This is a genomic window from Pseudoxanthomonas sp. 22568 (assembly GCF_052044485.1).
Lineage (GTDB): Bacteria > Pseudomonadota > Gammaproteobacteria > Xanthomonadales > Xanthomonadaceae > Pseudoxanthomonas_A > Pseudoxanthomonas_A beigongshangi.
Map to the genome: position 1 here is coordinate 54464 of NZ_JBQENC010000006.1, position 13107 is coordinate 67570.

12 protein-coding genes are annotated in these 13107 nt (G+C 68.5%); 3 read left to right on the forward strand and 9 right to left on the reverse strand.

All coding sequences use genetic code 11. The features are described from left to right. Nucleotides 1–26: 26 nt before the first annotated feature. The 3 genes from ACTJI2_RS09345 to cysG all read right to left on the reverse strand — a co-directional run bounded on the left by ACTJI2_RS09345 (nucleotide 27) and on the right by cysG (nucleotide 3725). Entirely contained in the window at nucleotides 27–1061 is a 1035-nt protein-coding gene (locus ACTJI2_RS09345; RefSeq protein WP_440841923.1) for a proline iminopeptidase-family hydrolase, read from the reverse strand. A gap of 233 nt (nucleotides 1062–1294) precedes the next feature. Further along, entirely contained in the window at nucleotides 1295–2254 is a 960-nt protein-coding gene (cysK, locus tag ACTJI2_RS09350; RefSeq protein WP_141453951.1) for a cysteine synthase A, read from the reverse strand. A 25-nt stretch (nucleotides 2255–2279) separates the two neighbouring features. After that, nucleotides 2280–3725 carry a siroheme synthase CysG gene (gene cysG, locus ACTJI2_RS09355; RefSeq protein ID WP_318288559.1) on the reverse strand — a complete coding sequence of 482 codons (1446 nt, stop codon included), beginning with the start codon at nucleotides 3723–3725 and terminating at the stop codon, nucleotides 2280–2282. A 181-nt stretch (nucleotides 3726–3906) separates the two neighbouring features. Here cysG and ACTJI2_RS09360 point away from each other — a divergent pair, with 181 nt between their 5' ends. From ACTJI2_RS09360 to ACTJI2_RS09370, 3 genes are all read left to right on the forward strand, one after another. After that, nucleotides 3907–4890: a LysR family transcriptional regulator gene (locus ACTJI2_RS09360; protein ID WP_141453949.1), complete on the forward strand. Its 984-nt coding sequence runs from the start codon at nucleotides 3907–3909 to the stop codon at nucleotides 4888–4890. Nucleotides 4891–4959: 69 nt separating this feature from the next. Beyond that, on the forward strand, nucleotides 4960–5481 hold the full coding sequence (locus ACTJI2_RS09365) for a nuclear transport factor 2 family protein (RefSeq protein WP_318288560.1): 522 nt from the start codon (nucleotides 4960–4962) through the stop codon (nucleotides 5479–5481). A gap of 10 nt (nucleotides 5482–5491) precedes the next feature. After that, nucleotides 5492–5830 (forward strand): hypothetical protein, encoded by a 339-nt coding sequence (locus ACTJI2_RS09370; protein WP_183644235.1) that lies wholly within the window; start codon nucleotides 5492–5494, stop codon nucleotides 5828–5830. Between the two features lie 13 nt (nucleotides 5831–5843). Here ACTJI2_RS09370 and ACTJI2_RS09375 read toward each other — a convergent pair whose 3' ends face one another. The 6 genes from ACTJI2_RS09375 to ACTJI2_RS09400 all read right to left on the reverse strand — a co-directional run bounded on the left by ACTJI2_RS09375 (nucleotide 5844) and on the right by ACTJI2_RS09400 (nucleotide 12898). Further along, entirely contained in the window at nucleotides 5844–6200 is a 357-nt protein-coding gene (locus ACTJI2_RS09375) for a hypothetical protein (RefSeq protein ID WP_183644232.1), read from the reverse strand. Between the two features lie 32 nt (nucleotides 6201–6232). After that, a complete protein-coding gene (locus ACTJI2_RS09380; protein ID WP_318288561.1) occupies nucleotides 6233–6997 on the reverse strand; it encodes a LytR/AlgR family response regulator transcription factor in 765 nt (254 codons plus the stop codon). Next, nucleotides 6990–8258: a sensor histidine kinase gene (locus ACTJI2_RS09385; RefSeq protein WP_318288562.1), complete on the reverse strand. Its 1269-nt coding sequence runs from the start codon at nucleotides 8256–8258 to the stop codon at nucleotides 6990–6992. Before ACTJI2_RS09385 ends, ACTJI2_RS09380 begins: the two co-directional genes overlap by 8 nt. Before the next feature lie 224 nt (nucleotides 8259–8482). After that, nucleotides 8483–9205: a phosphoadenylyl-sulfate reductase gene (locus ACTJI2_RS09390; RefSeq protein ID WP_183644222.1), complete on the reverse strand. Its 723-nt coding sequence runs from the start codon at nucleotides 9203–9205 to the stop codon at nucleotides 8483–8485. After that, on the reverse strand, nucleotides 9202–10902 hold the full coding sequence (gene cysI, locus ACTJI2_RS09395; RefSeq protein ID WP_318288563.1) for an assimilatory sulfite reductase (NADPH) hemoprotein subunit: 1701 nt from the start codon (nucleotides 10900–10902) through the stop codon (nucleotides 9202–9204). The genes ACTJI2_RS09390 and cysI overlap by 4 nt, the downstream gene beginning before the upstream one ends. A 154-nt stretch (nucleotides 10903–11056) precedes the next feature. Further along, complete coding sequence (locus tag ACTJI2_RS09400) at nucleotides 11057–12898, reverse strand: assimilatory sulfite reductase (NADPH) flavoprotein subunit (RefSeq protein ID WP_318288564.1); 1842 nt, start codon at nucleotides 12896–12898, stop codon at nucleotides 11057–11059. Between the last annotated feature and the right edge of the window lie 209 nt (nucleotides 12899–13107).

A 13107-nucleotide genomic window follows, 5' to 3' on the forward strand; every position in this document is an offset into this window, starting at 1 on the left:
TCGCTCCTACAAAAATGCGTTTCGGATCAGCGACCCGCGTCGGTATCGCGCAGGAAATCGATCAGCCCGTTCACGTAGGTGCTCTGGTCGTCGTACATCGCCATGTGGCTGCCTTCCGGGCAGAACAGGTAGCGGCCTTTCGGCAGCCGCTTGCTCATCACCTCCATGTAGGCCGGATCCATGGTGTCGTGGCGCGCGCCGATGACGAGGGTGGGTACGGGGATCTTTCCCAGGTCGGCGGTGCGGTCCCAGTCGGCGAGGATGCCGCTGGCACCCAGTTCGCTCGGACCCTGCATCGGTACGTAGACCTTCTTGTTGATGTGGGCGAATGAGCGGTTGACCGGTTCCGGCCACTGCGCGGCCGGCATGCGCAGGACGTGCGCTTCGTAATGCGGCAACAGCAATTCCATGTAGCGCGGATCGTCGAAGCGCTTGTCCTTCTCCAGTTGCTTGATCTCGGCCAGCGCGACGGGATCCATCTTCGGTTCCAGCACTTTGTGCGCGTAGTCGTTGTACGCGGGAATGCTGGACATCATGTTGGAGATGATCAGGCCCTTGAGATGCTGCGGATACTTGAGCGCGTATTCCATCGCCAGGATGCCGCCCCAGGAATGCCCGAGCAGATAGAAGTTGCTCCCGTCCAGCTTGAGCGCCTGGCGGACCTGCTCCACTTCCTCGACGAAACGCGCGGTGTCCAGCAGGCGCGGGTCATCGGGTTGATCGCTGTAGGCCGAACCGAGCTGGTCGTAGTAGTAGTACTCGATGCCGGCGGCCGGCAGGAAGCTGTCGAAGGCCTCGAAGTATTCGTGGGTGGCGCCTGGACCGCCATGCAGCAGGAGCAGCTTGATGCGCGGATTGTTGCCGACCCGCTTGGTCCAGACCTTGAAGTCGCCGGCGGGCGTGTGGATCGGAATCATGCGCGCGCCGCCGGACAACACGTCGTCGCGGCCGGTGTTGTCGAAGTAGCTTGCCGGTGGTGTTGGCGGCGAGGACTGCGCGGCAGCCGCGATGCCGGAGACGAGGAACAGCGACGACAGCAGCAGCGAACCGGCCAGCTTCATGGCGGACTCCAGGCGATGGACCATGCCGAGCCTAGCAACGCGCCCGAAGCCGCCGCAACCGGCGGCGTCATAACAGGATTGTCCGGGACGGGAACCGATGTGCCGATGTTCGCGCCGGATGCATGCGCGGGCACCTTCCGGCATCGACGAGAGCCACGGACGTTGATATGCGGCGTACCGGGACACGCACCGGCGACGATCCGTGCCCGGATCGCCGCCGCCTCAACGCCGGCTCAGCCCAGCGAGGCCAGCCACTCGTCGTCGGAGCCTTCGTTGACGCCCTCGAACAACGGGGTGGAGAAGTAGCGTTCGCCGGTATCCGGCAGCACCGCCAGGATGACCGAACCTTCGCTGGCCTTTTCCGCCACCTGCAAGGCGGCGGCGACGGTGGCGCCGGCGGAGATGCCGACGAAGATGCCTTCCTCGGCGGCCAGCCGCCGCGAGGTGGCGATGGCGCTGGCATCGTCCACCGTCAGCAGTTCGTCGAATACTTCGCGGTTGAGCACTTCCGGCACGAAATCCGGGGTCCAGCCCTGGATCTTGTGCGGCGCCCATTCCTTGCCCTGCAGCAGCGACGCGCCGGCCGGCTCGGAGGCGGTGATGCGCACTTCCGGACGGGCCACGCGCAGCACCTCGCCCACGCCGGTGAGGGTGCCGCCGGTACCCCAGCCGGTGACGAAGTGATCCAGCCGGCGGCCGGCGAAATCGCGCAGGATTTCCGCCGCGGTGGTCTGCCGGTGGTAGGCGGGATTGGCCGGATTGGCGAACTGGCGGGCGAGGAACCAGCCGTGCTTCTTCGCCAGTTCCTCGGCCCGGCGAACCATGCCGCTGCCGCGTTCCGCGGCGGGGGTCAGGATGACCTTGGCGCCATAGGCGCGCATCAGCTTGCGGCGCTCGATGGAGAAGGTCTCGGCCATCGTGGCGACGAACTTGTAGCCGCGTGCGGCGGCGACCATCGCCAATGCCACGCCGGTGTTGCCGGAGGTGGCTTCGACGATCGTGTCGCCCGGTTTGAGCAGGCCCTTGGCCTCGGCATCCAGGACGATCGCCAGCGCCAGGCGATCCTTGACCGAACCGCCGGGATTGAACGACTCCACCTTGGCGTACAGCTCGACGTGCGAAGGCGCGACGCGGTGAAGTTTGACCACCGGCGTGCGGCCGATGGTGTCGAGGATGCTGTCGTGGATGGGCATGAGGGAATCTCCTGGAGAAGGGAAGTCAGGCGGCGTGCGGGAGTGTGGCCGCCGCCAGGTCATCGGGATGTGGTGGCGCGGCCAGCGGCGCGGGTCCGAACCAGTGCAGGGCATCGGCCAGGCCGGCGACCTCGCCGAGGATGAGCAGGGCGGGTGACCGCACCTGGTGATGGCGTGCGGTCCGCGCCAGCCCGTCCAGGCGGCCGGTGATCACGCGCTGTTCGGCACGCGACCCACTTTCAATCAACGCGAATGGCGTCCGGTCCGGACACCCTTCGGCGGAAAGTCGCGCCTGTACGGTTTCCAGCCCGGCCACGCCCATGTAGAACGCCAGGGTCTGCCGGCCCCGCGCCAGCGCGGCCCAGTCGAGGGTATCCAGCGAGTCCCGGCAGTGGGCGGTCACCAGCCGCACCGACTGGGCGTGGTCCCGGTGGGTGAGCGGGATGCCGGCGTAGGCCGCGCAGGCCACCGCCGCGGTGATGCCGGGGACGACCTCGTAGGGAATCCGGTGCCCGCGCAGGAACTCCAGTTCCTCGCCGCCGCGGCCGAACACGAACGGGTCGCCACCCTTCAGCCGCACCACCCGGCGGCCGGCCCGCGCATGTTCGAGCATCAACGCATGGATGCTTTCCTGGCGCACGCTGTGGCCCTGCGCCGATTTGCCGACCTCCACCCGCAACGCGTCGCGGCGCGCCAACTGCAGCACTTCATCGCTGACCAGGCGGTCGTGCAGGATCACGTCGGCCTCGTTGAGCGCGCGCAGGCCGTTGAGGGTCAGCAGGCCGGGATCGCCCGGACCCGCGCCGACCAGGACCACCGAACCCCGCGGCGGCGAAACAGGCGCCGCCAGGGCGTCGGCGAGCGCGCGTTCGGCCTGCTCCGTCCGCCGCTGCCGCAGCAGCCGCGGCAACGGGCCTGCCAACAGGCGTTCGAAGAAACGGCGGCGCGCGCCGGTTTCCGGGAAGCGCGCGCGGATGTGGCCGCGTTCGCGCGCCAGCAGCGCGGTCAGCGCGCCCCAGGAGTCATCCAGCCAGGTTTCCAGCTGGCGCCGCAGGTGGCGGGCCACCATCGGCGCGCCGCCCCCGCTGGACACCGCGACCTGCAGATCGCCGCGGCGGACCACCGCCGGCACGTGGAAGCTGGACAGCAGCGCGTCGTCGACCACGTTGGCGAACACCCGGCGGCGGCTGGCGGCATCGGCGACGGCGCGGTTGACCGTCGCGTCGTCGGTGGCGGCGATGACCAGCCAGACGCCGTCGAGTGCCCCGGCGCGGAAGGTGCCGGGATCCCAGCCGATCAGGCCGGTGTCGGCCAGCAACTGCAGGGCCGGGGTCAGCGCGGGTGCCTGCACGTGGATGCGGGCGCCGGCTTCGCGCAACGCCTGCACCTTGCGTTCGGCGACCTCGCCGCCCCCCACCACCAGCACCGGACGGTCATGCAGATCGACGAAAAGAGGGAACAGGGTGGCCACGGCGGAGCATCTGGTTCGAGGCTCATGACCGTAGCTTTGGCACAGCGGCACAAGGAAATAACTTGCGCCGGATCGGACATGCCTTGCGGTTATAAGCCACCGGCGTTACGGTCCGGGAAAATCCTCTACAGTCCTCGCTCCCCCTGCGCCGCCCGCCGCGGCGCTTCCGAGACGGATTCCGATGACGCTGACCCAACTTCGCTACCTGGTGGCGATCGCCGATGCCGACCTCAACATCACGCTGGCGGCGGCCCGCGTGCATGCCACCCAGCCGGGCCTGTCCAAGCAGCTCAAGCAACTGGAGGACGAACTGGGCTTCCTGCTGTTCGTGCGCAAGGGACGCAGCCTGGAATCGGTGACCCCGGCGGGCGAGGAAGTCATCGAGCGCGCGCGCGCGGTGCTGGCCGAAGCCAACAACATCCGCACCTACGCGGCCAACCAGCGTCGCGAGAGCCAGGGCCAGCTGATCCTGGCCACCACCCATACCCAGGCGCGCTTCGTGCTGCCGCCGGCCGTCGCCCGGATCAAGCGGGCCTACCCGCAGGTCAGCGTGCACCTGCAGCACGCCGCCGAGAGCACTGCGCTGGATCTGCTGAGCCAGGGCGATGCCGACATCGCGGTGATCAGCACCGCCGGCGACGAGCCGCAGGGCGGCATCGCGGTGCCGCTGTACCGCTGGCGCCGGCTGGTGCTGGTGCCGCGCGGCCATGCGCTGGATCGCGACGGGGCCGCGCCGAGCATCCGCGAGCTGGTCGACCTGCCGCTGGTCAGCTACGACTCCTCGACCCGGCCGGGTTCCTCGCTGCAGCGCGCGTTCGCCAGCGTGGGGCTGGAGCCGACCATCGCCGTGACCGCGCTGGATGCGGATCTCATCAAGACCTACGTGCGCGCCGGCCTCGGCGTCGGCCTGCTGGCGGAAATGGCGATCGGCAGTGGCGACACCGACCTGCGCGCGTGGCCGGCCCCGCCGGAGATCAAGGAATGCGTGGCCTGGGCCGTGCTGCCCCGCGAGCGCGTGCTGCGCGATTACGCGCTGGAGCTGGTGCATGCCCTGGCGCCGCAGGTGGACCGGCGCGATCTGCGGCGGGTACTGGACGGCAACCAGGTCGCCGACTGGCCGACACCGCCCACCTGGGAATCCCTGACCCAGACCATCACCACCTGACGACGGCAGGACTACCGGCGCCGGTGGCGGGATCGCATACTCCCGCACTGATTCGAAAAGGACATCGACATGCGCATCGCGATCCTTCCGGCAATCCTCCTGGCCTTCGGCCTGCCCGCCCTTTCCGCCGAACCGGCCGCCGGCCAGGTGACCTTGCCCGCACCGGAGGAACTGAAGCGGATCATCCGCGAACAGGATCTCGCCCTGTTCGCGATCACCTTCGAAACCTGCGACATCGAGGCGCTGAAGCCGATGCTGGCCGATGACCTGGAGTTCTATCACGACAAGGGCGGCGTGGTGTCACGCTCGGCCGCCGACTTCATCGCCGTCATCGAGAAGAATTGCGCGGCCTGGAAGGCACCGGATGCATGGCGTTCGCGCCGGGAACTGATCGAATCCTCGTTGCAGGTGGATCCGATTCCCGGCTACGGCGCGATGGAAATCGGCGAGCACCGGTTTCACGAACGCAAGGGCGATGGCCCCGAGAAGGCGGTCGGGATGGCAGGTTTCAGCCAGGTCTGGAAACTCGAAGGCGGGCAGTGGAAGCTTTCCCGCGTGCTCAGCTACGGCCACCGGCCACTGGTTCCCTGAGGGACGAGCGATGAAGATGATCTCCCGGATGGTGCTGCGCATGTACGCGCCGGCGGTGGTGATCGCCGCCGGTGGTTTCGTCGTGGCCGAGACGGTGGCCCGCACCCAGACCACGTTCAGCGGTTTCAGCAGCGGGCGCACAGCGTCGCTGTCGTTCCTGGCGGCGATCGTGCTGGGCACCGCCTGGGCACTGCATTCCAGCTGGCGACTGTACCGCTGGGCATTGGGGCGGGAGCGCCGCTGCGGTTGCGGTGGGCTGATGTCGCGGCCACGGTTGAACCGGCGCGGCGAGATCTATCGCAAGTGCATCGGCTGCGGCGGCAAGACGGTAATCCGCCACGTGCATTGAGCGGCGCGCGCCGCTAGTCCAGGCAGGTCGCCGCGTCGGGTTCGCGTTCGCGATCCACGCAGGTCCGTACCCCGCGCGGCAGGTTGTCGATGCGGCTTTCGCCGCCGACGTCCAGGACGAATGCCTGCAACTTGCGCGGCGGGCAGCTTTCGCCGGCGCGGCATTCGTCCGTCGCGACGATCAGGTAGTGGCATTTGCCTGTGGCGCTGGCCCTGCAGCGGAACAGGCCCTCGCCGGCGCGGATGACACTGCGGCTGTGGATCAGCTCCACGCCGTTGGCCTCGCTGCGCACCACGGAGGTCACGGACGGTTTGTCCTGGCAGCCGACCAGGCTCAGCAGGAAGGACATGGCGGTGACGATGATGCGCATGGCGGGCCTCGACGAACGATGGGGAGCGGCGTTCACATGCCGCGGAACAGGGACATGAAGGGCTGGCTGACCAGCAGTGTTTCGGGGCGGTTGCGCAGGCGAAGCACGCCGCGTCCGACATCGTCGCGGGTGATCGAGGCGACCGCCTTCAGGTTGACGATGGTGGAGCGATGGATCTGCTTGAAGGTCCGCGGATCCAGCGCCTCCAGCAGTTCGCGCAGCGGCGTGCGCAGCAGCGCCTCGCCTTCGGCGGTCATCACCACCGTGTACTTGTTGTCGGCGCGGAAGTAGGCGACATCGTCGATCAGGATCAGCCGGGTTTCCTTGCCAGTGTTGGCGGTGATCCAGACCAGCGGCGGTTTGCCAGCGGCGGGCAACTGGTCGCCGAGCTGCTTGAGCAGGGCCGCCAGCGTGGCCGCGTCGGGATGGTGACCGCTGCGCTGCTGCAGGCGCTGGACGGTGGTGGCCAGGCGCTCGCGGGTGATTGGCTTGAGCAGGTAGTCCACCGCGCCCTGTTCGAATGCGCCGATGGCGTACTGGTCATAGGCGGTGACGAACACGATCTGGGTCCCGGGACTGGCCTCGGTCATCGCGGTGGCGACTTCCAGCCCGGTCAGGCCCGGCATGCGGATGTCCAGGAACGCCACGTCGGGCTGGTGCTCGGCGATGGCTTCCAGCGCGGAGGCGCCATCCTCGCATTCGGCGACCAGTTCCAGTTGCGGCCAGGTGTCGCGCAGCAGCGACGCCAGCGCGGTGCGCAGCAGTTCCTCGTCTTCGGCGATCACGGCCTTAGGCATGACGGGCGACTCCGGCCGGCTTGGACGGCAGGTTGAGGGTGGCGGCCACGCCCTGCGGGAAGTTGGAGATGATGGCGAACGAGGCATTGCCGCCGTAGGTCAGGCGCAGGCGTTCGCGCAGGTTCTTCAGGCCGATGCCGGTGCCACCGGTCTGGTTGCCGAAGCCCTGGCCGTCGTCGGCGACGGTGATCGCCACCTGGCCTTCCTGTTCGCGCGCGATGATCCAGATGGTGCCGCCGCCGGGCTTGGGCTCCAGGCCGTGCTTGATGGCGTTCTCAACCAGCGTCTGCAACATCATCGAGGGCATCGCGACATCGCGCAGCGCCTCCGGAATCTCCACCTGGGTGTTGAGGCGATTGCCCATCCGGATCTTCAGGATCTCCAGGTAGGCCTCGGCGCGCTCGGCTTCCTCGCCCAGGGTGGAGACGGCATTCTCGGCGCGGGGCAGGGAGCGGCGCAGGTACTGGATGAGGTGGCCGAGCATGAGATCGGCGCGGGCGGGATCGGTGCGGGTCAGTACCTGCGCGCTGGCCAGGGTGTTGTAGAGGAAGTGCGGTTCCACCTGCGCCTGCAGCAGGTTGAGCTTGGCCACCGTCAATTCCTTCTCGGTGACGGTCTGCACGGTGTCGGCCTTTTCCTCGCGCCGGCGCTCGCCGATCCGGCGTGCGATCGCACGGACGATGGCTTCGGCGTTTTCCAGGTTGGTGCCGTTGTCCACCTTCAGCAGATCGCTCCAGGTGCTGGCTTCCGGCTCGCACAGCAGCGATACGCTGCAACTGCCGGCGCCGGGCGTGACGGTGGCGAGGATCTGGTTGCGCTTGGTGCTGAACCAGTTGAACACGTTGTATCGCGCCGGGCGGTCGTTGCCATAGGGATCCACGCGCTTGAGCTTGGCCTTGACCTGCAGGCTGTCGCGCGCGCTTTCCAGTTCCTCCACCCGCGGCAGTTCGCGCACCGCCGATTCGACCAGCAGGAAGGCTTCGTCGGCCTCCAGCGGAATCTCGATCCGGCGGTGCTGGCGGTTGGACAGGGTGTCGTGATCCAGCCGGCCGGCGACCAGGCTGACCCGGCGCAGGTGCGAGAAGGTGCTGATGACCACCGACAGCGCGACCAGCAGGGCCAGCAGGGCGAACACCGGTCCGGGCGCATTGTCGTTGCCGGTGACGACATTGAAGGTCCCGGCCCAGATCAGGCCGGCGAGCAGGAGCACGCCGGACCAGGCGGCGAAAATGCGGATGATGAAGAACAGGCTGGCGAACACGGCGGATCCATCGGTGTTGGATTGCCGCGGAGCATAGCCGGCCGGCGCCGGCGGGGAAGGGGGCCGGCGACGGAAGCCGGATCCGGGCGACGGAAACCGCCCGGGGCCGGATGGGCCGTATCAGGCGGCGGCGCCGGCAGCGGCCCTCGCGCCGATCCCTGCCATCGACGTGACGGTGCGCGGCCGGCGTCGCCGGTCAGCAACCGATGGCCCGAAACTCCCGGTCAGATGTCCAGGTGCAGGCCGCATTCGCGCTTGAGGCCGAAGAAGCGCGTGTCCTCCTCGCGCATGCCGGGTTCCCAGCGGGTGGTGGTGTGGAAATCGCCGATGGAGACGTAGCCCTGTTCCCACAGCGGGTGGTAGGGAAGATCGTGTTGCTTGAGGTACTGCCAGACTTCGCGATCGGTCCAGTCGGCGATCGGATTGACCTTCAGGCGGGCGCCGCGCCACTCGACGACGGGCGCGTTGGCGCGGCTGCTGGCCTGGCTGCGGCGCAGGCCGGTGAACCAGGTGCCGACGTCCAGTTCGGCCAGCGCGCGCCGCATCGGTTCGACCTTGCGCAGGTTGTTGTACTGCTCGATGCCGACCAGGCCCTGTTCCCACAGGCGGCCGTGGCGCGCCTCCATCCAGGCGCGGCTGACCAGCGGACGGAACACCTTGAGGTTGAGCTTGAGCCGTTCGGTCAGTTCGTCGGCGAACCGGTAGGTCTCGGGAAACAGGTAACCGGTATCGATCAGGATCACCGGGATGTCCGGTTGCTGGCGGGTCAGCATGTGCAGCAGCACCGCCGCCTGCGCGCCGAAACTGGAGGACATCGCCGCCTGCGCCGGACCATTGGCCAGGGCCCAGCGCACCCGCGCTTCGGCCGGCTGCGCTTCCAGGCGCGCGTTGATGGCGGAGATGTCTTCGGTGGCTTCGGGCAGCGGTGCGGTTTGCGGCGCGCTCATGCGTGCAGTTCCAGGGCGATCTGTCGATGGGTGGGGTAGGGCGGCAGGGCGACGATGCCGCTGCGGTGCAGGAAATCGCCGAAGCCCTCGTCGGCCTGGCGCTCGCGCGCGTAGTGGGCCAGCAGCGGATCCAGCGCTTCCAGGATTTCCGCTTCGGTGATGTTCTCGCGGTACAGCGTGTTGAGGCGCTGGCCGCGGTGATCCGCGCCGAGCATCAGGTTGTAGCGGCCGGGCGCCTTGCCGACCAGCGCGATTTCGCCCAGGTAGGGACGCGAGCAGCCGTTGGGGCAGCCGGAGATGCGCAGCAGGATGGGCGCATCGCGCAGGCCGTGCCGATCCAGCAGTGGCTCCAGGCGGGCGGTGAAGTCGGGCAGGTAGCGCTCGGCTTCGGCCATGGCCAGGCCACAGGTCGGCAGGGCGACGCAGGCGACCGCCGCACGCGCCAGCGCGGTGCCGGCGCGGCGGCCGTCGTCCAGGCCATGCGCGCGCACGAGCGCGTCGATGCGCTCGCGCTCGCCGGCCGGCACGCCGGCGATGACCAGGTTCTGGTTGGGAGTGAGCCGGAACTCGCCGCGGTGGATGCCGGCGATCTCGCGCAGGCCGGTCAGGTGCGTGGCCTGCGCGGTGTCGGCGATGCGCCCCGCGAAGAAGTGCAGGGTCAGGTGCCAGCGGCCATTCTCGCCCTCGACCCAGCCATAGCGGTCGCCGTTGTGATCGAAGTGCCACGCGCGCGCGGGCTGGAGCGCATGGCCGGAGCGGGCCTCGATCTGACCGACGATCGCCTCCAGGCCGTGATCATCGATGGTGTACTTGAAGCGGGCGCGCTTGCGCAGTTCGCGGTTGCCGAAATCGCGCTGGGTGGTGACCACCGCGGTCGCCACGTCCAGCAGTTTCTCCGGTGGCAGGAAGCCGACCACGTTGCCGATGCGCGGATAGGTCGCGGCGTCGCCGTGGGTCGCGCCCATGCCGCCGCCGATGACCAGGTTGAAGCCGACCAGCTCGCCGTCCTCCAGGATGGCGATGAAGCCCAGGTCGTTGGCGAACACGTCGACATCGTTGAGCGGCGGAACCGCGAACCCGATCTTGAACTTGCGCGGCAGGTAAGTGGCGCCATAGACCGGCTCCTCCTCCTCGCCGCTGCCGGCCACGCGTTCCTCGTCCAGCCAGATTTCGTAGTACGCGCGGGTATTGGGCAGCAGGTGCTCGGACAGGCGCGCCGCCCAGGACTGCACCTGCGCATGCGCCTTCGACAGCAGCGGGTTGGCCGCGACCAGCACGTTGCGGTTGACGTCGCCGCAGGCGGCCAGCGTGTCGATCAGCGCCGCGTTGATCGCCTGCATGGTCGCCTTCAGTTCGCGCTTGATCACCCCATGGAACTGGAACGCCTGGCGGGTGGTGACCCGCAGCGAGTGGTTGGCGTAGCGGGTGGCGATCGCGTCGAGTTTCAGCCATTGCTCGGGCGTGACCACGCCGCCGGGCGTGCGGGTCCGGATCATGAACTGGTAGGCCGGTTCCAGCTTCTGCCGCCGGCGCTCGTCGCGCAGATCGCGATCGTCCTGCTGGTAACTGCCGTGGTACTTGATCAGGGTCTGGTCCGACTCGCGCAGCGCGCCGGTCACCGGGTCGGCCAGGCTCTCCAGCAGGCTGCCCCGCAGGCGACGGCTTTCGGATTTGATGTCTTCTACGGAGTGGGACATTGGACGGGAATCGGGAATGGAGAATCGGGAATCGGGAATCGGGAATCGGGAATCGGGAATCGGGAATCGATGTGAAGCGGCATACGAGCGTGGTGGACCCGGTTTAGTGGAACCGCTTTTGACGATTCCCCATTCCCGATTCCCTACTCCCGTTTCAATACACATCACGACAGTAGCGGCCTTCCGATTGCAGTCGGGTCAGGTATTCGGCGGCGGTGTCTTCGTCGTGGCCGCCCTGGGTGCGGAGGATGTCCAGCAGCGCGGCGTGCACGTCCTTGCCCATGCCGATGGCGCCGCAGACATACAGGTGGGCGCCGCCTTCCAGCCAGGCATGGACCTCGCGGGCGTGTTCGCGCAGGCGGTCCTGCACGTAGATCTTGTCGGCCTGGTCGCGCGAAAACGCCAGGTCCAGCCGGTGCAGCGAGCCGTCACGGAGCGCGTCCTGCCATTCGGACTGGTAGAGGAAGTCCTGGTTGAAATGGCGGGCGCCGAAGAACAGCCAGTTGCGGCCCTGCGCGCCGGTTTCGGCGCGCTCCTGCACGAAGCCGCGGAACGGCGCGATGCCGGTGCCGGGACCGATCATCAGGATGTCGCGGGCGCCGTCGGCGGGCACCCGGAACCGTTCGTTGGCCTCGACATAGACCGGCACCGCTTCACCTTCCGCACGCGCGGCGAGGTAACCGCTGGCCGCGCCGCCATGCGCTTCACCGAACGCTTCGTAGGCCAGCACGTCCACGGTCAAGTGGACTTCTTCGCCGACCCGCTTGCGACTGGAGGCGATCGAGTACAGCCGCGGCGCAAGCGGACGCAGCGCGGCGACCAGTTCATGCGCTTCCCAGCGTGCCGGCCAGCGTCGCAGCACGTCGACGACCTGATGGGTGTTGAGCAGGCCGGCGAGCGCGGACTGCTGCGCCGGCGCCAGCAGCGCGTTCAGATCCTCGGCGCGCGCCTGCGCGGCGTGTTCGGCCAGGAACGGGCGTGAGAGCCGGGTCAGTTCGCGACGGCTGGCCAGCCACTCGCGCAGCGGCAGCGTATCGCCCTGGAGCTCGATCCCGGCGTCGCCGGACAGCGCGGTGGCCTGGAGGATCGATTCCACCAGCGAATCCGGATTGCGATGGCGGATGCCAAGCGCGTCGCCCGGTTCGTAGTGCAGTCCGCTGCCGGCCAGCGACAGTTCGAGATGGCGCACGTCCTTGTCGCGTTCGCCATGCCGCCCGAATGCCTTGCCCTTGAAGTCGCGGCCGCTGACGTTCTGGTTGAGCAGGACTTCGGCGGAGTAGGGTTTTTCGTGCGACCACGGCGAGGCCGCGTGCGTTGGCCGCAGCGGGGTGACCGTGGCCAGCGGGGCGCTGGGGTGGGATTTCAGGTGTTCGCGCGCCGACGACAGCGCCTGGGTGCGCCAGGGATCGGCCACCGTGTCGATGTCCAGATCGGCCAGGCCGGGTTCGAACAGGCGCTGGGCACCCAGGTCGGCCAGGCGGGCATCCAGGCGGCGGGCGATGCCGCAGAAATCGGCGTAACTGGAATCGCCCAGGCCGAGCACCGCGTAGCGCAGTTCCGGCAGCTTGGGCGCGCGCCGGCCGGACAGGAACTCGACCAGGCCGATGGCATCGTCCGGCGGATCGCCTTCGCCCTGGGTGCTGATGACCACGTACAGCAGGCGTTCGCCGGCCAGTTCGCGGGTCGGATAGGCGTCCGCCCGCAACAGGCGCACCGGCAACCCGGCCGCCTCGACGGCCTGGGCGATCTTCTCGGCCGCGCGTCGCGCATTGCCGGTCTGGCTGCCGTAGACCACGGTCAGGCGCTGGCCCGCCTGCGCCTGGCCGCCCGGCAGCACCGCCAGTTGGGGCGCGTGCTGGCCCTGGGCGAGCCCGGCGGTATAGCCGGACAGCCACCACAGGGTCGGCGCATCCAGCCCTTCGACCAGCCGCGCCAGCAGCACGCGCCGCTCCTCGGCCAGGGGACTGGGCGCCAGTGCGGAGGAGGAAGCGGTCATCGCGGGCAATCGCTTTGCGCAGGAGGGAGTCCGATGTTAGGAACCCGTTGTCCCGTGCAGAAAGGACGGCTGGTTATGGGCTTATCCCGCTGGCTTATTTCCCGGCGCGGGGGAGGCATGGAATGCTCGTTGGCCTCCTGGGGCAGAAGCAACGGCGGTAGCTGGTACGCTTTGCGCCGGCATCCCGTCACGCACCGCAGCCCGTTTTG